At 73.7% G+C, this 19083-nt stretch carries 22 protein-coding genes; 7 read left to right on the forward strand and 15 right to left on the reverse strand.

Going from position 1 to position 19083, the window contains the following annotated elements; translation table 11 throughout:
• Positions 1-52: 52 nt before the first annotated feature.
• A complete protein-coding gene (locus ACIA6A_RS36665; protein WP_396102651.1) occupies positions 53-1171 on the reverse strand; it encodes a substrate-binding domain-containing protein in 1119 nt (372 codons plus the stop codon).
• Between the two features lie 77 nt (positions 1172-1248).
• The gene (locus tag ACIA6A_RS36670) at positions 1249-2127 is read right to left on the reverse strand and encodes a SemiSWEET transporter (RefSeq protein ID WP_396102652.1); all 879 of its coding nucleotides are present in this window, start codon (positions 2125-2127) and stop codon (positions 1249-1251) included.
• A gap of 160 nt (positions 2128-2287) precedes the next feature.
• On the opposite strand from ACIA6A_RS36670, the gene add reads away from it, so the two are divergent.
• On the forward strand, positions 2288-3250 hold the full coding sequence (gene add / locus ACIA6A_RS36675) for an adenosine deaminase (RefSeq protein ID WP_396102654.1): 963 nt from the start codon (positions 2288-2290) through the stop codon (positions 3248-3250).
• Positions 3251-3398: 148 nt separating this feature from the next.
• Positions 3399-3668 carry a flagellar biosynthetic protein FliQ gene (locus tag ACIA6A_RS36680; RefSeq protein WP_396102655.1) on the forward strand — a complete coding sequence of 90 codons (270 nt, stop codon included), beginning with the start codon at positions 3399-3401 and terminating at the stop codon, positions 3666-3668.
• Here ACIA6A_RS36680 and ACIA6A_RS36685 read toward each other — a convergent pair whose 3' ends face one another.
• Positions 3669-4997 (reverse strand): hypothetical protein, encoded by a 1329-nt coding sequence (locus ACIA6A_RS36685; RefSeq protein ID WP_396102656.1) that lies wholly within the window; start codon positions 4995-4997, stop codon positions 3669-3671.
• Positions 4998-5041: 44 nt separating this feature from the next.
• Positions 5042-5944: a DMT family transporter gene (locus tag ACIA6A_RS36690; protein ID WP_396102657.1), complete on the reverse strand. Its 903-nt coding sequence runs from the start codon at positions 5942-5944 to the stop codon at positions 5042-5044.
• 68 nt (positions 5945-6012) lie between these two features.
• Between ACIA6A_RS36690 and ACIA6A_RS36695 the strand changes: the two genes are divergently transcribed.
• Positions 6013-7383: a PLP-dependent aminotransferase family protein gene (locus ACIA6A_RS36695; protein ID WP_396102658.1), complete on the forward strand. Its 1371-nt coding sequence runs from the start codon at positions 6013-6015 to the stop codon at positions 7381-7383.
• 63 nt (positions 7384-7446) lie between these two features.
• Here ACIA6A_RS36695 and ACIA6A_RS36700 read toward each other — a convergent pair whose 3' ends face one another.
• Genes ACIA6A_RS36700 through ACIA6A_RS36710 form a run of 3 tightly spaced genes read right to left on the reverse strand, consistent with a single transcriptional unit; the run spans position 7447 to position 10021 of the window.
• A complete protein-coding gene (locus ACIA6A_RS36700) occupies positions 7447-7995 on the reverse strand; it encodes a GerMN domain-containing protein (protein ID WP_396102659.1) in 549 nt (182 codons plus the stop codon).
• A complete protein-coding gene (locus ACIA6A_RS36705) occupies positions 7992-9347 on the reverse strand; it encodes a sensor histidine kinase (protein WP_396102661.1) in 1356 nt (451 codons plus the stop codon). The genes ACIA6A_RS36700 and ACIA6A_RS36705 overlap by 4 nt, the downstream gene beginning before the upstream one ends.
• Positions 9344-10021 (reverse strand): response regulator transcription factor, encoded by a 678-nt coding sequence (locus ACIA6A_RS36710; RefSeq protein WP_396102662.1) that lies wholly within the window; start codon positions 10019-10021, stop codon positions 9344-9346. The genes ACIA6A_RS36705 and ACIA6A_RS36710 overlap by 4 nt, the downstream gene beginning before the upstream one ends.
• 123 nt (positions 10022-10144) lie before the next feature.
• Here ACIA6A_RS36710 and ACIA6A_RS36715 point away from each other — a divergent pair, with 123 nt between their 5' ends.
• Positions 10145-10450: an STAS domain-containing protein gene (locus ACIA6A_RS36715; protein WP_396102663.1), complete on the forward strand. Its 306-nt coding sequence runs from the start codon at positions 10145-10147 to the stop codon at positions 10448-10450.
• Positions 10447-10809 carry an STAS domain-containing protein gene (locus ACIA6A_RS36720; protein WP_396102665.1) on the forward strand — a complete coding sequence of 121 codons (363 nt, stop codon included), beginning with the start codon at positions 10447-10449 and terminating at the stop codon, positions 10807-10809. The genes ACIA6A_RS36715 and ACIA6A_RS36720 overlap by 4 nt, the downstream gene beginning before the upstream one ends.
• On the opposite strand, the gene ACIA6A_RS36725 is transcribed toward ACIA6A_RS36720, so the two are convergent.
• Positions 10796-11521 carry an alpha/beta fold hydrolase gene (locus ACIA6A_RS36725; protein ID WP_396102666.1) on the reverse strand — a complete coding sequence of 242 codons (726 nt, stop codon included), beginning with the start codon at positions 11519-11521 and terminating at the stop codon, positions 10796-10798. The genes ACIA6A_RS36720 and ACIA6A_RS36725 overlap by 14 nt on opposite strands.
• A gap of 326 nt (positions 11522-11847) precedes the next feature.
• Between ACIA6A_RS36725 and ACIA6A_RS36730 the strand changes: the two genes are divergently transcribed.
• On the forward strand, positions 11848-12897 hold the full coding sequence (locus ACIA6A_RS36730) for a diguanylate cyclase domain-containing protein (RefSeq protein WP_396102667.1): 1050 nt from the start codon (positions 11848-11850) through the stop codon (positions 12895-12897).
• Here ACIA6A_RS36730 and ACIA6A_RS36735 read toward each other — a convergent pair.
• Positions 12894-13745, reverse strand: a complete 852-nt coding sequence (locus tag ACIA6A_RS36735) for a hypothetical protein (RefSeq protein WP_396102668.1) — start codon at positions 13743-13745, stop codon at positions 12894-12896. The two genes, ACIA6A_RS36730 and ACIA6A_RS36735, sit on opposite strands and share 4 nt — an antisense overlap.
• A gap of 144 nt (positions 13746-13889) precedes the next feature.
• Between ACIA6A_RS36735 and ACIA6A_RS36740 the strand changes: the two genes are divergently transcribed.
• Complete coding sequence (locus ACIA6A_RS36740; protein WP_396102669.1) at positions 13890-14705, forward strand: hypothetical protein; 816 nt, start codon at positions 13890-13892, stop codon at positions 14703-14705.
• Positions 14706-14709: 4 nt separating this feature from the next.
• Here the strand turns inward: ACIA6A_RS36740 and ACIA6A_RS36745 are convergent, their stop codons facing one another.
• From ACIA6A_RS36745 to ACIA6A_RS36770, 6 genes are all read right to left on the reverse strand, one after another.
• A complete protein-coding gene (locus ACIA6A_RS36745; protein ID WP_396102670.1) occupies positions 14710-15210 on the reverse strand; it encodes a GNAT family N-acetyltransferase in 501 nt (166 codons plus the stop codon).
• 56 nt (positions 15211-15266) lie between these two features.
• Entirely contained in the window at positions 15267-16037 is a 771-nt protein-coding gene (locus ACIA6A_RS36750) for an IclR family transcriptional regulator C-terminal domain-containing protein (protein ID WP_396102672.1), read from the reverse strand.
• On the reverse strand, positions 16034-16414 hold the full coding sequence (pcaC, locus tag ACIA6A_RS36755) for a 4-carboxymuconolactone decarboxylase (RefSeq protein ID WP_396102673.1): 381 nt from the start codon (positions 16412-16414) through the stop codon (positions 16034-16036). Before pcaC ends, ACIA6A_RS36750 begins: the two co-directional genes overlap by 4 nt.
• On the reverse strand, positions 16407-16619 hold the full coding sequence (locus ACIA6A_RS36760; protein ID WP_396102674.1) for an alpha/beta hydrolase: 213 nt from the start codon (positions 16617-16619) through the stop codon (positions 16407-16409). Before ACIA6A_RS36760 ends, pcaC begins: the two co-directional genes overlap by 8 nt.
• The gene (locus ACIA6A_RS36765; RefSeq protein WP_396102675.1) at positions 16528-17154 is read right to left on the reverse strand and encodes an alpha/beta fold hydrolase; all 627 of its coding nucleotides are present in this window, start codon (positions 17152-17154) and stop codon (positions 16528-16530) included. The genes ACIA6A_RS36760 and ACIA6A_RS36765 overlap by 92 nt, the downstream gene beginning before the upstream one ends.
• On the reverse strand, positions 17151-19083 hold a 1933-nt coding region (locus ACIA6A_RS36770; protein ID WP_396102676.1), incomplete at its 5' end, for a lyase family protein. The genes ACIA6A_RS36765 and ACIA6A_RS36770, both read right to left, overlap by 4 nt.

Raw genomic sequence — 19083 nt, forward strand, 5'->3', positions numbered from 1 at the left:
GGCCGGTCGGCCGGGGGCTTCGTGTCGTGCCTGGTGCGGTGTCAGTGCCGGGTCAGCGGATGCCGGCTTCCTTGCACGGGTCGGCGAACCGGCCGGCGCAGAGGGCCTTCTTGGTGACGAAGCCGTCCTTGATGACCACGTTGACGTCCTTCTTCATGATGGACTTCGGGGTCAGCAGCTTCGCCGGGATGAACGCGCCCGACTCGACGTCCTTGACCCGCTCGTCGACCTCGACCTTGCCACCCTTGAAGAGGTCGATGGCGAGCGCCGCGGCCGCGTCGGCCTCCTGCTTGATCGGCTTGTAGACCGTCATGCACTGGTCGCCGGCGAGGATGTTCTGCAGGCCCTGCAGCTCCGCGTCCTGACCGGTCACCGGGACCTGCCCGGCCTTGTTGCGCTCGCGCAGCAGCGCGATCGCCTCGTTGCCGAGGGTGTCGTTGGCGGCCAGGACGCCGCTGATGTCACCGCTGATCTGGCCGGTGGTCTGGTTGAACATCTCGCGGAAGACGGTCAGCGCCTCTTCCTTCTTCCAGTCGGCGACCGCCTGGTCCGGCCCCTTCAGGAACTCGCCGCTGTCGAAGTAGGGCTGCAGGATGTTGTCCGCGCCCTCCTTGAACAGCGTCGCGTTGTTGTCCGTCGGCGACCCGTTCAGGAACGCGATCTTCGGGGTCTTGATCTTCTTGGCCTTGAGGCAGCTGATCAGGCCCTTGGCCTGCAGCTCCCCGACCTTCACGTTGTCGAAGCTGACGTAGTAGTCAGCCCCGCCGTTGAGGGTGAGCCGGTCGTAGTCGATCGTCTTGACCCCGTTGGCCCGCGCCTTGTCCAGGACGTACTTGCCGCTGTCCGGGTCGAGGTTGGCGATGAGCAGCACCGTCGCGCCGTCGGCGATCATCTTGTCGCCGATCGCCTTGAACTTGGCGGCGTCGCCCTGGGCGTTCTCGATCTCCACCGGCACGTCGGCGGCGTCGAACGCCGCCTTCAGCAGTTTCGGGTCGTCGGAACCCCAGCGCTGGCTGGTGGTGGTGTCGGGCAGGATGACGCCGACCTTGCCGGTGCCGTCCCCACCGCGCACGGGTATGGCGTCGGCGGTGTCGCCGTCGTCGCTGCACGCGGCGGTGCCGCTAAGGGTGAAAAGTCCGACCGCCACGAGGGCCAGCAGTCTGCGGTGCACGGGATCTCCTCCAGGGGCGAAAGCGCGGCAAAGGCTACCAGCGCCGGTCCGTGAGAAAACCTCGGAGACCACCCTCTTTACCCAAGTGTTGCGAATCGGCCATCATGTGCGGTCTGAGCTGCCGGTACGGACGTCCGGCCCTGGCCGTTCGGGGGAAGTTGATATTGCAGGTCAGGCGTACTCCGCCCCGCGATCCCGCAGGCGGCGGCGCGGGCGACGCCCCTGCCACCGGGCCGCCCGGCGGCCCGGCCGGCCGCAACGGTGGACATGATGACGGTCTGGGTGACGGCCGGGGTGACGATCGCGGTGGTGGTGGCGGCGGCGGACTTCGCGCGGCCGGCTGAGTACAGGACCCAGCAGACGATCAGCGCGCTGGTGAGCCCGACCACCGCGGACAGCCAGACGGCGGGCTGGGCGGTGGCGAATCCGTACGTCATCCAGCAGGCGCAGGCGGCCGCGGCCAGGCGCCAGCGCAGCGGGGAGAGGCCGGCCATGTCCTGGGTGCGGTCGCGCAGCAGGGAGAGCGGCTGGGGCACCGCGGAGATGATCGAGGTCACCGCGAGGACGCCGCCGAGCACGGAGGCGACCTGGGTGTTCGTGAACGTGGTGAGCAGCGTGGCGACGGCGCCGGCCGCGGCGGTGGTGACGATGCCGGCGGCGCCCGCGGTGCTGGTCAGCAGCCTGCGGCGCTGCCTCAGGTCACGCTGCTTGATCAGTACGGTGGTCAGCACGGCCAAAGCGGCGCCACCGGTGACGAGGTTGGTGATGATCTGGACGGTCTCCCCGGTGAGCGCACCGTACGTGATCCATCCGACCGGCATGGCCACGCCGAGGAAGCAGGCCGAGGCGTTCAGGCCGTTCGTCTGGCCCTTGGCGCACGAGCGCCAGACCTGGGGCCAGGGGAGAGCGATGGACAGTGCGGCGCCGATCCAGCCGAGAATAGCGAAGGAGTGCATGATCCGTTTCCGGTCGTCGGTTCAGGGACGCGGCCGGGAACGTCGCGGCCACCTGACCCATCGCCCGGGGGCCGGGGGGACCTGACAAGATCCACCGGTGAGAGGTGACACGGGGGGAAACCACCGTTTCGCACCCAAGTTTCGAGGAAGGCTGACGACGATGGCGCTGATCGACCTGCACCGGCACCTGGAGGGCTCGATCCGGTCCAGCACGTTCCTGGACATCGCCCGGCGCGACGGTCACCCCTTCGCCGGGGTCGCGCATCCCCGCGCCGAGCTGGTCGCGGACGGCGAACCCCGCGGCCTGCTGCCCTATCTCGCGAAGGTCGACGACCGGATCGGTGTCATCGCGACCCCGGACGACTGGCGCCGGGTGTCCCGCGAGGCCGTCGAGGACGCGTTCGACGACGGGCTCGCCTATGTGGAGTTCCGCTTCGCCCCGTACTTCATCCGCCGGCAGACCGGTCTCGCCCCGGAGGCGGTCATCGACGCGGTGACCGAGGGCGTCGCGGCGGGCTCGGCCGTCACGGGACTGCCCGTGGGGCTCATCGCCACCATCCTGCGCGACCTCGGCCCGGACGCGGCGGTCGACCAGGTGACCACCTTCCTCACCCGCCGCGACCTGTGGTGCGGGGTGGACCTCGCGGGCAACGAGGCGGGTTACGCGGCGGATCTGTTCCGGCCCGCGTTCCGCGCGGTCCGTGACGCCGGGCTGCACATCACCGTGCACGCGGGCGAGGCCGCCGGGCCCGAGAGCGTCCGGGCCGCCGTGCGTGACCTCGGCGCCGAACGCATCGGCCACGGGGTCCGCGCCGCCGAGGACCCGCACCTCATGGCCGAGCTGGCCGGGAACGGGGTGACGCTGGAGGTGGCGCTGACCAGCAACACCCAGACAGGTGCCGCACCCGGTTACGCGCGGCACCAGATCCACGACCTGCTGGCGGCCGGGGTGGGGGTCACGCTCAACACCGACAACCCCCGTGTCAGCGACGTCACCCTGTCCCAGGAGCACGCCCTGGCCCGGTATGCCACCGGACTCACCGCGGAGCAGCTGCACCGGGTGGCGCAGCGTTCTGTGACAGCCGCGTTCACCGACCTGAGCACTCTCGGGCTGCGAACCTGACACCGCTGCTGGTGGGGCGGGTGGTGTGGTTGCGTACAGGAGGGTCGATCGGTCGGGAATTGTTTGGGGGAACGGCGGTTTCCCGGGTTCCCGGGGCGCAGGATCGGGGGGTCAGGATCTGTCGGGGGAATTGCCCGAGGGGGACGAGATGACGGATGCGCAGATCACCGAGCTGGGCCTGCAGGCGATGACGATCTCGGCGAAGATGTGTGCCCCGGTGCTGCTGACCGCGCTGGGGATCGGTTTTGCGATCTCGCTGTTCCAGTCGGTGACGCAGATCCAGGAGGCGACGCTGTCGTTCGTGCCGAAGGCGGCCGGGGTCGGGGCGGCGATCCTGTTCTCGGGCAACTGGATGCTGCACGAGATGATCTCGTTCACCACCCAGTTGTTCGAGCGGATCCCCACGCTGATCGGGTGATCAGGCCGCCGCGGCGGCCTTGACCAGGGCGACCGTCTGGTCGATGGTCGCCGCCCGGTCCGCCGCGAACGTGCCGTCGATCAGGACCAGCGGGTCGGTGGGGTAGACGAGGGCGGAGATGTGCAGGTGGCCGCCCGGGATGTCGGTGGCTCCCAGTTCCTGACGCAGGCGGTTCGTGCGGTACATGCTCTCGTTCGACAGGTAGTTGCCGCCGCCTCCGGCCTGGGCCTGGCCGCCGGCCGACGGGCCGTCGCCGTGGCAGCTGACCGGGCCGGCCGGGCGGGTGCCGGGCGCCCATTCGCAGATCCGGGGGTTGAGGGCGGTCGGCCACGGGCCCGTACCGGCGTCGATCATGGCCTGGTACGGAAGGGTCGTCTCGATGAATTCCGGTGTGCGGGACGGCTGGGGCCGGCGGGGTGCCGGCGGGATCAGCTGGGCCACGCCCTCGTTGTTGTTGTCGGCGGAGCCGCCGCGCCACGCGCCGGCCCACTGCTCGATGTTCATCAGGCCGCGGTTGCCCTGGCTGATCGTCATGATGAGGTCGGCGCGGTCACGCGAGCCGGGGCGCAGGTGCGGCCCGAACGCGTCCTCGACGATGCCGGCGTCGAAGCCGCTCCAGGTCACCGGCAGGACCACCGCCTGGATCCGGACGGTGCGCCCGCCGGAACGGAACGTCAGGCCGTCGAGCTGCAGCGCGGACGCGCCGGACGGGTTCGAGCGCCGGATCTCGTTGGTGAGCTGGTACGGGTCGAAACCGCTGACCAGGGCCCGCCGCACGCCCGGGCCGAAAGCGGTGGAGGTGACGCCGCGGGCCGCGTACTCATAGGTCGTGAGCAGGCTCGTGCGGTCGGCGTCGCTGATCGGGAAGCGGGGCGCCCACCGCCTGATGTCGCGGGTGCCCATGAGACGGGTCCAGTAGAGCGGCCGGTCGTCGTAGCGCTCGATCGTGCCCATCGCGATCCTGCCCTGGGCGCGGGCGACCGCGGTGCGCCAGAGCTCGGCGCCGAGCAACCGCGCCACCCGCTTCGCGGCCGCGACCGACGGCGCCAGGCAGAGACCGGTCCGGAGCTTCGCCGGGTACGCGGTGAAGCCACCCGCCTCGACCAGCTCGTACGGCACCCGGGTCCCACCGGGCAGCGCGGGTGTCTCGATCCGCCCTTGTTCGTAGGTGATCGCGGCGGCCGGGTCGAAGCAGCCGGTGGCCGCCTGGGCGGCCGGTGGCAGCGCGAGCACGACGGCGGCCCCCAGAGTGACGACGGCCCCCAGAGTGACGACGGCTCCCAGAGTGACGACGGCTCCCAGAGTGACGACGGCTCCCCGGGTGACCACTGAGACGATCCTGGCCGTGATCGGACGCAACGCGACACCCGCCTTCACCGAAGTGCATCGACGGAAGTGACTATATCGTCGATCTTCGCCGTCCGGGGGACGAGGCCGAGGGCGAGACCCGCGGCGACCGTCATGATGCCCGCCCAGACCAGCGGCCGGGGCGCGGGTGCGCCCAGCGCCGTCCCGGCCAGCGCCGCCGCGACCGGGGCCACGCCGGTGAGCAGGCCCGCCGTCCCCGCCCCGAGCCGGCGCACGCTGCCGTACCAGAGCACGAACGCGACCGCGGTCACCAGCACCGCGAGGTAGCCCCCGGCGAGCAGGTCCGGGCCGGTCAGCCGGGTCACCGCGCCCGGACCCTCGACGGTCACGCCGAGCACCGCGAGCAGCCCCGCCGCCAGCGCGGTGGTGTGCACCGACACCCCGGCCGCGCCGAGCCGGCCCAGCACCGGGACGGCGAGCAGGGTGAACCCGGCCTCGCAGGCGAACGTGACCGCCGCCCAGCCCAGTCCGGCGGCGTCGGCCCGGCCGAATCCCTGGACCAGGGCGGCCCCGGCGGTCACCACGACCGCCCCGGCCAGCACGGACCGGCTCGCCGGGGCCTGCTCCAGAACCGGGCCGAGCACCGCGAGCAGCGGCGGGACGCAGGCCACGGCGACGCCGAGCACCGCGGGCTCGGCGTGCCGGGCGCCCTCGACCAGCGCCACGTTGAAGATCACCAGCCCGGTCGTGGCGATGCCGGTCAGCCAGGCCCAGTCGGCGCCCCGGGGCCGGACGAGCGGGATGCGGCGCGCCCGGGCGTACCCGACGAGAAGCAGGCAGGCCGCCGCGTACCGCAGGGCCTGGACGGTGAACATCGGGGCGCCGGCGAGCGATCCGGAGATCGCGACGCTGCCGCCGACGAGGGCCATGGCCGTGGTGCCGGCCAGCAGGGGAAGGAATCGGGACACGCCATTCATGCTGCCGGCGGTTATGGTCCAGGAGGAAGGACCAAACCCGGCACCGATCGGAGGACCAAATGGACTTCCTGGGTACGCCTCCGGTGCACGACCGCACCGCCTGGCTCGCCGAGTCGCTGCGCGGGGCCGTCGCCGACGGGCGCCTCGCCGGTGACTCCCGGCTACCGGCCACCCGGGTGCTCGCCGCCGAGCTGGGACTGTCCCGCGGCGTGGTCGTGGAGGCCTACCAGCGGCTCACCGACGAGGGCCTGCTGAGCGGCCGCACCGGTGCGGGCACCCGGGTGACCGCGCGCCCCACCCACGACCCGGACCGTCCCGGCGGCGTCACGCCGGAGGTGCTGCGACTGCCGCAGCAACCCCACCCCGGCATCGACCTCGACCTGTCACCCGGGCTGCCGGACCTGTCCGCGTTCCCCCGGGCCGCCTGGCTGCGCGCCGAACGGGCCGTCCTCGGCGCCGTCACCGGGGCCGACCTCGGCTACGGCGACCCGCGCGGCAACCCCCGGCTGCGCGCCGAGCTGGCCGTCTGGCTCGGCCGGCACCGGGGCCTGCGGGCCGGTGCCGGCGACATCATCGTGGTCAGCGGCGTCGCCCAGGCGATCGCGCTGCTCTGCCAGACCCTGCGGGCCCGGGGCGTCACGGCGTGGGGCATCGAGGACCCCGGCTCCCGGGGCGCCCGCGACGAGCTGCTGCACTGGGGGGTGCAACCGGTTGCCGTGCCGGTCGACGCCGAGGGGCTGCGGGTCGGCGAGCTGACCGCGACGGACCTGCGGGTCGCGCTGCTCACCCCGGCCCACCAGTTCCCGACCGGCGTCGTGCTCAGCCCTCGCCGCCGCGCCGAGCTGCTGCGCTGGAGCGGCCTGGTGGTCGAGGACGACTACGACGCCGAGCACCGCTACGACCGCGCGCCGGTCGCCGCGCTGCAGGCCTCCGCCCCGGAACGGGTCGCCTACCTCGGCAGCGTCTCCAAGTCCCTCGCCCCCGGCATGCGCCTCGGCTGGCTGGTCGCGCCGCGCGAGCTGCGGGACGAGCTGGTCGCCGCCAAGCACGCCAGCGACCTCGGCAACCCGGCCCTGCCCCAGCTGGTCCTGGCCCGTCTGCTGGCCACCGGTGACCACGACCGCCACCTGCGCACCGTGCGCCGCCGCCAGCGCCGGCACCGCGACGCCCTGGTGGCCGCGCTGCGCGAAAACCTCCCGGCGGCCCGCGTCGAGGGGGTGGCGGCGGGCCTGCACGTCCTGGTCACCCTGCCCGGCCCGGCCGACGACGCCGACCTGGCCGCGGAGATAGCCACGGCCGGCGTACGCGTGCAGCCCCTCTCCTGGCACCGCCAGGTACCGGGCCCGCCCGGCCTGGTCCTCGGTTACGCGGCGCAGCCCCCGGACCGCCTGTACGAGGCCGCCCGCCGCATCGGCCGCGTCTGCCGCTGAGGTCGGGCCGCCGCGGTCGGGGCTGCCGAGGTCGGGGCCGCCGAGGTCGGAGCGCGGGGCGGCTCAGTCGAGCAGGCCGCTGTAGTCGGCGACGGTGAGGGAGCCCTCGGCGAGGGAGCCGTCCGCCCGGGGGACGCCGAGGGCCTGACCGCCGGAGACGAAGGAGACCGTGCCGACGTCGGTCTGGCTGGTGAGGGTGCAGACGATCTGGCCGAAGGCGAGCACCTCGTCGGTGCGCACCAGCTGGTCCGCGCGATCCGCGATGGTGATGGTGGCGCGCCGGCCGGCCAGGTGCAGGTCGGTGACCGTCATCGTGGTCAGGGCGCTGGTCAGGCCGTCCGCGCTCTCCTCGGCGGTCGGGCCGGCCAGCAGGGCGTCGAGCTGCTGGCGCGGGGAGAGCGGGCCGGGGACGCGACGGGGCACCCGGACCAGGCGGCCGTCGCGGACGAGATAGAGCCGGGCCACCGTGGAACCGGCCTCGGCCGGGACCGGGTTGCCGGACGCGTCGAGGCGGCCCGGGGTCTCGATCGCGCGGGGTTCGCGGTCCAGCGGCACGCCGCACCCGGACACCACCAGCAGCATCGCGAGCAGCAGCGGGAACGCGCGCCTCACGGGGTACACCCGGGGAGGTCGACCCGGAACCTCGCCCCGCCACCCGGGCGGTCCAGGACCGTCGCGGTGCCGCCGTGGGCGCCCGCGTGCTGGGCGACCAGGGCGAGCCCGAGGCCGGTGCCCGCGGAGTCGGCGCGCGCCCCCGCCGAGCGGCCCCGGACGAACCGGTCGAAGATCACCGGCTTGTCGTCCGGGCTGACCCCCGGGCCCTCGTCGTCCACCTCGATGCGGCCCACGTCACCCTCCATCGCGAGGCGTACGGCCACCGCGCCCCCACCGTAGGCCTGCGCGTTGTCCAGCAGGTTGCCGAGCAGCTGGCCGACCCGGCCCCGGTCGACGCGCCACGGGGCCGAGCCCGCCGCCGGCACCACGATGTCCGCGCTGATCTGCCGGCCCCGGCACACCTGGCGGGCGAGTTCCGGCATGTCCACCGGGGTCCGGGTCGCCGGCCGGTCGCCCCGGGACAGCTCCAGCAGGTCGTTGACCAGTTGCTGGAACCGTTCGATCTCGTCGCTGACCAGGCCCGCCGCGGTGGCCGTGCGCTCGTCGAGCTGGTCGCGGCGGCGGTGCAGCACGCTCGCCGCCGCCGCGAGCGTCTGCAGCGGGGACCGCAGCTCGTGGCTGACGTCGGCGGCGAACCGGCGGTCGCGTTCCAACCGGGCCGACAGCTCGTCGACCATGTGGTTGAAGGAGCTGGTGAGCCGGGCCAGGTCGGGTTCGGTGGCCGGGTCGAGGCGGGACCGGGAGGCCCCGTCGGCGATCTGCTGCGCGGCGTCCGCGACCCGGGTGAGGGGGCGCAGCACGTACCGGCTCGCGTACCAGCCCAGCAGCGCGCCCAGCGCGGCCGTGGAGACCGCCACCGCGGTCAGCACGCCGGTGAGCACGCTGAGCGTGTGTTCCAGCTCGCGCAGCGAGTCGACCTCGTAGAAGACGTCGCCGCCGGCCAGCGGCACGGCCACCACCAGCGCGGCCCGGCCGTCCGTACGGACCCGCTGCACCGACGGGGTGCCCGCGGCCGCGGCCCGGCGCAGCGGCACCGGGATCGCGGCGGTGTCCCCGGTGTCGGACTGCCGGACGTACCAGTGGCCGCCGCGCTGCAGCACCGCGCGCCGGTTCTCCCCGGTGTCCAGGGTGCGCAGCACGGCACCTACGTCGGGGGTGTTCTGGTTGCTCAGGCCCGAGCGCACGATCGCCGCGTCGTAGTAGGCGGCCCGCACCGCGGTGCGCTCCCGCTCGTCCAGCAACGACTGCCGCACCACCTGGAACGACACCAGCGCCATGGTCGCGGACAGGGCGAGCGCGCCGGCGGCGAAACCGGCGATCACCCGTACGCGCAGCCCGGCTCTTCTCATTTCTGCAGCTTGTAGCCGAGGCCGCGGACGGTGACCAGCCGCGTCGGCGCGCCCGCGCCGTCCTCGATCTTCTGGCGCAACCGGCCCACGTGCACGTCGACCAGGCGTTCGTCGCCGCCGTCGTAACCCCAGACCCGCTGCAGCAGCTGCTGGCGCGACAGCACCCGGCCGGGGTGCTCGGCGAGCTCGCAGAGCAGCTGGAACTCGGTGCGGGTGACCGCGACCTGCCCGCCGTGCAGCCGCACCTCGCCGGCCTCGGGGGAGATCTCCAGGTCGCCGAAGCGCAGCACCGGCACCGCGTCGGCGATCGCCACCCGGGCCCGCCGCCGCAGCGCCCGCAGCCGGGCCGTCAGCTCCTTCACCGCCACCGGCTTGACCAGGTAGTCGTCGGCGCCGGCCTCGAGCGCGGCGACGATGTCGTGGGTGTCGTCGCGGGCGCTGATCACCACGATCGGCACGTCGTCGGTGCGGCGCAGCTGCCGGATGCACTCGAAGCCGTCGACGCCGGGCAGCATCAGGTCGACCAGCACCGTGTCGGCGGGCCGGGCGCGCTGGGCGGCGAGGCCCTCCTCCGCGGTCGGGGCGCCGGTGGCGGCGTAGCCCTCGTCCTCCAGCGCGAGCACCAGCGAGAGCCGGATACGGTCGTCGTCCTCGATCACCAGCACACCTGACATGGCCCCAGTGTCACCGGACGGGGCCGTCCGCGGCGAACTTCCGCGTACCTCGCGGGGTACTTGTCACGGAACCGTCATACGGACGCGTGTCCTCCGCCACACGCCGGGGCGAGTGTTGCTCTGGTGCGAGCGGAACACCCGGTGCGGGAGACGACCGTCGTGGTCACCGAGGCGCTCGACGGCGCGGCCGTCGAACGCTGGCGCTCCCGGCTGTCCGAGGCGGCGGCGCTGCGCCCCGCCCGCCTCGTGGTGGATCTGCGCCGCAGCCCGCGCATCGACGCCGCGGCCATCGTCGTCCTGCTCCAGCTGCACGCGGAGATGATGCGTACGGACGGCAAGCTCACCCTGCTCGGCCCGGTCGCCCGGGTCCGGCGGGTGCTGGGACTCGCCCGCGTCGACCATGTCCTGGAGGTGGAGGAGGCCCGATGAACCCGGTCGTCGAGCTCGAGGAACGTCCCGTGGGCACCGTGGTCCGCGTGCGTGAGTGCGCGGACGCCGCGGAGGCCGCCGAGGAACTGCGGTCCGCGCTGGCCGCGGCGGTCGAGAGGAGTCCCTACGTCGTGGTCGACCTCGCCGGCGTGCACACCCTCGACGACACCGTGCTCGGGCTGCTGGTCCGGGCGCACCGCAACGCCCGCCGCCGCGACGGGCTGGTCTGCCTCGCGGCGCCGTCCCGTTTCGTGATCACGGTGCTGCACACGATGCACGTGGACGGTCTGTTCCCGCTGTTCGACGACTGCGACGGCGCGCTCGAGTGGCTGCGCGCCGAGGTCCTCACAGGAAGCTGACCAGCAGGTCGTTCACCTCGTCCGGGCGTTCCATGCTCGGCAGGTGCCCGGCGTCCAGCTCGACGTGCCGCGCGCCGAGCCGCGCCGCGAGGCCGGTGGCGATGACCTGGAAGTCGGCCACGTCCCTGGTGCCGGAGACGATCAGGACCGGGGCGGTGATCGCGTCCAGGTCGGCGGGCACCCGCAGCGGGCCGACGTCCCCGGGCGCGGCCAGCTGCACCTCGAACACGTGCCGCTGCATCATCGCCACCCGGTCGCGGATCGCGTCGCCGGCCCACATCTCCACATTGAGCCGCACCGCGCCGTCGATGTCGCCGGCCTCCAGCAGCTCGTCCTCGCGGTCACCGAACGCGCGCAACTCCGCGCTGGGCTCGTGGTCGTCGACGGCGGTGCAGAGCAGTGCCAGCGCGGTGATCCGGTCCGGCCACCGCGACGCGACCTCCAGTGCCACCCGGCCGCCGCCGGACGCGCCGACCAGCGCGAACCGGTCGATGCCGAGCGCGCCGAGCAGGTCCACGATATCCTGGGCGTCGCTCCACGAGGTGGCCGGGACGGGGCTCTGCCCGTACCCGTTGAGGTCGCAGCGCACGACCCGGTGGCCGGCCGCGGTCAGCGCGGGGATCTGCGGGTCCCACATCCGGCGGTCGCAGGCGGTCGAGTGCAGCAGGAGAATGGCAGGACCACTGCCCTGTACGTCATGGGAGAGAGTCATCGGGAAGGATTCTGGCCGCCCGGGTCCACCCGCGCCACCCCGTTTCGCGAACCGCGCGCGGGAGCCCGAACCGGGCACCCGCGCACAGCCACGGGGCGCGACGCTTGGCGGAGCGTCGCCCGGGGTCATGATCCTCGCCGGAGATGGCGGTGCGCCCGCGACCGGATGACATTTGCGTGACGCCAGCACGACACGCTCGCCGCCACGGTGGGTGCCGCGGTCGAAGATCTCAGATTGCGGTGAAGAAGGCCGATCGGTTGATCCCACGAGACGTGAGGGGATGCACTACGGTCTGTTGATCAGCGATGTCGCGGAGGGAGCCTGTCGTGGGCGCCGATACCCAGTTGCAGGCTCTCCGGGCGCTGCACGCGGTCACCAAGCGCGTGCACGCCAGCCTCGATCTGACCGCCACCCTCGACGCCGTGGCCTGCGGTGTCGTCGAGGTCGCCGGCTTCGGGCTGGCCGCGGTCAACCTGGCCGAGCCCAACGGCGACTACCTCACCGTGGCCGTCGCGGGCAGTGCGGACCTCAAGCGGGAGCTGCTCGGCAGCCGCGGCTCGGCGGAGGGCTGGAAGGAGCTGTTCCGCATCTCCGAGCGCTGGGGCACGCTGTATTTCGTGGATCACCGGGTCGGCGTGCCCGAGAACCTCTACGTGTGGACGCCGGATATCGCGCCCAGCGAGGATCCGGACATGTGGCACCCGCTGGACTGTCTCTTCGCGCCCATGAAGGCGCCGTCGGGGGAGTGGCTCGGTGTGCTCAGCGTCGACCTGCCCGAGGGCCTGCGCAGGCCCGGCCCCCAGCAGCAGGAGATCCTCGCCCTGTTCGCCGAGCACGCCGCCATCGCGATCCAGCACGCCCGGCTGCACTCCGAGCTCGAACGCAGCCAGGCCGAGGCCGAGTACGCCGCCACCCACGACTGCCTCACCGGTCTCGCCAACCGCACGCTGCTCAGGACGCGTACCGATGCCCTGTCCGGGCGGGCCGGGCAGCAGGTCGGGGTCCTGGTCGTCGACCTCGACGGCTTCAAGAAGGTCAACGACGACGCGGGCCACGAGGCCGGCGACGAGGTCCTCGTGGTGGTAGCCGAGCGCCTGCGCCACCACCTGCGCGACAGCGTCGTGATCGCCCGGACCGGCGGCGACGAGTTCGTCGCCGTGCTCAGCGGCCCGGCCCTCGCCGGCACGCTCCCGGCCACCGCGGTCCGCCTGCGCGACGCCCTCGGCGAGCCGATCGACGGCGCGTCCGGTCACTTCCGGGTCGGCGCCAGCGTCGGCTGGGCGCTGGGCGAGGCAGGCGACGACGTCCGGCACCTGATCAACCAGGCCGACCACGCCATGTACGCCCAGAAACGCCGCGCCGGGGCCCCCGCCTAGGGCCGGATGCTCGCGAGCACCATCGGCTCGTGGTACTCGGTGTGGTACTCCTGCGGCAGGGGGATGCCGAGGCAGACGACGAACGGGTCGTCGCCGAACTCCCGGGCCAGCTGCCGCCAGTGCCGCACCAGGTACTCGGTCGCCAGCCAGGTGGTGTCCCCACGGGAGCCGAAGCAGTAGAACACGCTCTGACCCCGGTCCCGCAGGACGATCTTCTCGACGACCGCGACGCCGTGCTGCGACCGGATCCGCTGCAGGTCCCCGCCGCCGCGTCGTACGACGACCTCCTGCCCGGTCCCGTGCCCGGTGGTGGGTCCGGTTGTGGGTCCGGTCCCGTGCCCGGCTCCCCGGTCGGCGTCCCGGCCGTTCTCCCGCGGATGCTCGGCGACGAACGTGGCCCGCGGCAGACCCTGCTCGAGGTGCCTGCGGCGGACCGAGTTGCGGGTAGCGGCGCCGACGACGACCAGCGTGCCGGTCGCCTCCAGCTCACCGCCGGTGGGCGGGCTGACCTCGACCACACACTCCAGCCGGGACCGCGACCAGAGCGCGTCCACCAGTCCGCGGACGATGTCCGGCAGCCGCAGCGGCGCCGAGCCCAGCAGCGCGTTGACACTCTGGGCCGCCAGCGACTCGTGCAGCCCGATGGCGTAACCCTCGGGCCGTCCGGTGGGCGACCGTTTCCACATGTTCGACAGGACCACCACCACGCGCCCGGACGCGCCGGTGCCGAACCAGCGGGTGAACCGCGCCTGCCCGGCCTTGCCCGCCAGCCAGACAACGGCCCCGAGCAGCAGCCAGAAAGCCGCGTTCGCCACGATGTTGCTCGCCACGTCCACCAGGAACGACATGCGGCTCCTCCCCCGTCTGCGGCGTTGCCGCCACCCGGGATCCGGTCGGTGGTCCCCGCGTTGCATCGTCCCTGATCAATGCCGCCGGGTCGATGTTGATCTTGTATCTTGACCTGGTCGCCGGCGGTCCCTAGGTTGGCTGCCATGTGGTCCACATTGGTGCGGGTACGGTCCGGGGCCGTTGCCCTGGCGGTCATGGTCGCGCTGCTGGCGGCCCTGTTCGGGGCAGCCGGCGCGGCGCGGCTCGGTTGGGTCTTCGCACCGTCGTTGCCGTCCGGCGAGCAGGCCGCCGAGCTGGAGCGGGTGGTGTTCCCCGGCCTGACCGTCGGTGGGGGCGGTGCCGCGCCGCTGTGGGTGCCCAGTACGGACGGTGCGTACGCCGAGTACGGCTCCGCCGAGTACGTGGCCGAGCACACCGGCGGCGCGCTCGAGGCCGGCGCGCTCGAGGCCGAGGCGTTCGGCGCCGGGGTGCGGCAACGCCTGACCGCGGCGGGATGGCGGATCTACGACGAGGTCGACCCGAGCTCCGGCCGGCCGGCGTCGTTCCGGGCCGCCCGCGACGGCCTGGTGCTGAGCTCGAACGGGTGGGCCAGCTTCACCGTGGTGCGGGCGACGCCACCCTGGCTGTGGGCGTTCGCGCTGGCCGGTGCCGTGCTCGGTGCGCTGGCCGGATGGCTGGTCACCGCGTGGGCGAGCCGGCGCGCCCGGGCGGGGACACTCGCTGCCCAGGTGGCCGGGGCGGTGGCCTGGCCGGCCACGGTGGTCATGCTGGTGCTGCTGCTCGGGCGCCTGCTGTTCCGGCCCGCGCTGCAGTCATGGGGCGACTTCCTGTCGGTGCACCTGCTGTACGTGGCCGGCGGGCCGCCCAGATGGGTGGGGCTCCTGGCGGTCGTGGTCCTGGCCGTCGTCGCCGTCCTGGGCCGCCCGACGCGCACCACCGGGCCTGCCGCGGTGGGCTGACGCCTCAGAGGGTGATCCAGTACCGGCGGACGTCACCGCAATCCTGGCCGTCCTCCAGCCGGCCACCCTGGGCCTCGATGGTCCGGGCCGAGGCGGTGTTGCCGGCCGCGCAGATCAGCAGCACCGCGGTGAGGCCCAGCTCGCGGGCGTCGCCGAGGATCCGGCCGAGAGCCCAGGTCGCCAGCCCTCGCCGCCGGGCCGACGGCCGGATCCCGTAACCGATGTGCCCGAACTCGCCGGCCCGGTGCCGCAGCGCGATGGCCCCGAGCACCTGCGGCCCGCAAGCCGGGGCCGGGTCCTGCTCGACGATCCAGCGGTACGTGCAGCGGGTCCGGGCCTCGGGGCCGGTCAGCCGGGCGACCCAGGCCGCGAACCCCTCCGGCGTGGTGATCTCGTCGGACGGGCGCAGGCCGAAACCGTCCTCATGGGAGCCCGGTCCCCAGTCGGCGCGGGCCGCGAGCACGGCCGCGTGCAGGCGTACGGTCGGCGCGGTCAGCTCGGGCACCCGGCGAGGATAACGCCCGGGGTGACGGCCGGGGTGACGGCCGGGGCCGCGGATGATCAGGGTGACGTGACGGCCCGCAGGTCGGCGTCGATCGCGGCGGTGGTGGCCAGCAGCCGGGGCAGCAGGGTGCCGCGCATGTCGGCGACCGACGTGCGGCTGGCGTGCACCGAGATGTTCACGGCGGCGACCACGGTGCCGGTGCGGTCGTGGACCGGGGCGGCCAGCGAGCGCAGGCCCTGTTCGAGTTCCTGGTCGACGACGGCCCAGCCCTGCGCGCGGACCCGGCCGAGTTCCGCGCGCAGCGCCCCGGGCGTGGTGATCGTGCGGTCGGTCAGCGCGGTCAGCGGCACCCGGGCGAGGAACGTGGCGACCTGCTCGTCGTCCAGGGCGGCGAGCAGGACCCGGCCCATCGACGTCACGTACGCCGGGAAACGGGTGCCCACGTTGATCGCCACGGTCATGATCCGGCGGGTCGGGACCCGGGCCACGTACACGATGTCGTCGCCGTCGAGGACCGAGACCGACGACGACTCGTGGATGTCCGCGGCCAGGCTCTCCAAGTGCGGCTGGACGACCTCGGGCAGGGCCATGCCGGACAGGTACGCGTACCCGAGCTCGAGGACCCGGGGCGTGAGCGAGAACAGCCGGCCGTCGGTGCGGACGTACCCCAGGTCGGCCAGCGTGAGCAGGAAACGGCGGGCGGCGGCCCGGGTGAGGTCGCTGAAACGGGCGACCTCACTGAGGGTCAACTCGCGGTGCTGGGCGTCGAACGCCCGGATGACGGCGAGACCACGTTCCAGCGACTGTACGAAGTAACGTTCGGTCACGCTTGCGGGGACTCCTCGGCGAGGACCCGCTGCGCGATCCGGAACGCCGCGTTGGCCGCCGGCACGCCCGCGTAGACGCCGGTGTGCAGCAGCACCTCCGCGATCTCCTCGTGGGTCAGGCCGTTGCGCCGGGCCGTCCGTACGTGCATGGCGATCTCGTCGTGGCACTGCAGCGCGGTCAGCGCGGCCAGGGTGATGAAACTGCGGGTCCGCCGGTCGAGGCCGTCGCGGGCCCACACCCCACCCCACGCGTACCGGGTGATGAACTCCTGGAACGGTGCCGTGAACGCGGTCGTGCCGGCCACCGCCCGGTCCACGTGCTCGTCGCCGAGCACCGCCCGGCGCACCGCCATGCCGTCGGCGAGGTCGTCATCCATGCAGGGCCTCCATGATCAGTTCGGTGGCCCGGCCGCCCTGTTCCCAGGTGGCCAGGTGCGCTGCCGGGGACAGCACCGCGAGCCGGGCGCCGGGCACCGCCTCCATGATCGTCTCACTGTGCGACGGTGGGGTCGCCGGGTCCTGCGCTCCGGCGATCAGCAGGGTCGGGGCGATGATCCGGGGCAGGTCGGCGCGCAGGTCCATGTCCTCGACGGCGGCGCACGCTCCCGCGTACCCGATCGGTGGGGTGGCCGCGACCATGTCCCGCAGCCGGACCACCTCCCCGGGGTGCGCCGCGGCGCACCCACCGGGACACGACCGCGTCCGCGACCGCCGCGGTGCCCCCGGCCAGCACGGTCGCGGCCCGCTGCGCCCACGCGGAAGGCGGGCCCAGCCGCGCCGACGTGCAACAGAGCACCAGCCGGCCGACCCGTTCGGGAGCGTGCGCGGCCAGCCACATCGCGGTCATCCCGCCGAGCGACAACCCGCAGACATGGGTACGCGCGATGCCGAGATCATCCAGCAACGACAGCGCGTCCCGGCCGAGGTCGGCCAGGGCATAACGACCCGGGGGTACGTCCGAGAGCCCGTGCCCGCGCGCGTCGTAGCGGATCACCCGGAACCGCCCGGTCAGGCCGGCCATCTGCGGATCCCACATGGACAGGTCCGCGCCCAGCGAGTTGATCAGCAGCAGCGGCGGCGCGCCGTGCGGCCCGGCGACCTCGTGACGCAGCCTCACCGGCCCGCCGCCCGCAGCGCCTGGTCGATGAGCGCCCGGTCGATGAGCGCCCGGTCGATCAGGGCCGGGGTGCTGCCGAGATAGCCGGCCGGGTCGAGCAGACCGGCGAGCTCGGCGGAGGAGAGATGGGCGGTGACGGCCGGGTCGTGGGCCAGGTCCCCGCGGATCGCCGCCGCACGGACCACCCGGTCGGCGTCCGCGCCGAGCGCCGGCCGCAGCGCCGCGGCCACCCGCTCGGCGAGCAGGGCACCATGGGTGAGATCCAGGTTCGCCCGCATCCGGCCGGCGTGCACCTCGAGGCCGTCGAGACACCGCCGGATCCGGTACGCCGCCGAGCCCACCGCCACCAGCAACGACCGGATCGGCTGCCACTCGGCCTGCCACGCCCCGGCGGCCCGCTGATACTCGTGCGGCATCGCGGCGAGCACGGTGGCGACCAGCCCGGGCGTGGTGGCCGCGGCGGCCGCGGCGCTGATCGCGTGGACCGGGTTACGTTTGTGCGGCATCGTCGAGGACACCCCGGCCCCGCCCCCCTCGGACAGCTCACCGACCTCGGTCTGCGCGTGCAGCGTGACATCCCGGGCGACCTTCCCGATCGCGCCGGCGGCGGTCCCGAGCGCGGCGGCGAGCTCCGCGATCCGGGTACGCTCGGTGTGCCACGGTATGGTCGGTTCCATGAGCCCAAGCCGCCCCGCGAACGCCGCGGTCAACGGGCCCGACAGCGCCGCGGGGTAGGCGGCGAGCGTGCCGACCGCGCCGCCGAGCTGGGCGGCCAGCCGATGCTCACGCAGCGTGGTCAGGGCACGGTGGGCGGTGTCGAGCCCGCTCAACCAGCCGGCGGCGACCAGCCCGAACGTGGTGGGCAGCGCCTGTTGCAGCAGCGTCCGCCCGGGCATGATGGTGTCGCGGTGCCGGTCGGCCAGCCCGGCGGCCCGGTCCGCGGCGCCCCCCAGATCGTCGAGCAACGGCCCGAGAGCACGCCACGCGACAAGCATCGCGGCGGTGTCCACAATATCCTGACTGGTGGCGCCGCGGTGCACCAGAGCGGCCGGCCCGGCAGGCAGGACCGCCCGCACCCGACGCACGAGCGGAACCACCGGATTCCCGGTCGCGGCGGCCTCGGCCCCCAGCGCGGCGATGTCCACCTCGATCCCGGCACAGGCAGCGGCCACCGCCCGGGCGTCCGAGGCGTCCGCAAGCCCGGCATCCGAGGCGGCCAGAGCCAGCGCAGCCTCAGCATCCAGCAGCGCCCGCAACCACGCGGCGTCCCCGGCCTCAACCCGAACCCGCCCCCCAGCCAGCACCCCGTCGAACAACCCCCCGCCGTCCGGCCCGTCACGGTCCGGCCCGTCACGGTCCGGCCCGTCACCGTCCGGCCCGTCACCGTCCGGCCCGTCACCGTCCGGCCCGTCACGGTCCGGCTTGTGATCGTCCGGCTTGTCACCGTCCGGCCCAGTGCTGCCCGGCCCAGTGCCTGCGGGCTCACTCCCGGTCGGCATTCTGCTGTCCGGCCCATCGCCCGCCGCTCCACCGCCGGCCGGGACGCCGCTGGTCGGCCTACTGCCCGCCGGCTTGCCGCTCGTCAGCTCACGGCCGGTCAGCTCACGGCCGGTCAGCTCATCGCCTGGTGGTTCGCTGTCGGCTGGTTCACCGCCGGTCGGCGTTGCGTCGGTCGGTTCGCTGCCGTCTGGCGCACCCCAGGTCAGCATCCCGGCGGTCAGCTCATCGCCTGTTGGTTCACCGGCGTCTGGCTTACGCCCGGTCGGCGTTGCACCGGTCGGTTCACTGTCGGCTGGCTCACTGCCGGTCGGCATCCCGCTGGTCAGCCCACCGCCGGTCGGCATCCCGCTGGTCAGCCCACCGCCGGTCGGCATCCCGCTGGTCAGCCCACCGCCGGTCGGCATCCCGCTGGTCAGCCCACCGCCGGTC

Source organism: Actinoplanes sp. NPDC051494 (assembly GCF_044454705.1).
In the GTDB taxonomy this organism is placed as follows: domain Bacteria; phylum Actinomycetota; class Actinomycetes; order Mycobacteriales; family Micromonosporaceae; genus Actinoplanes.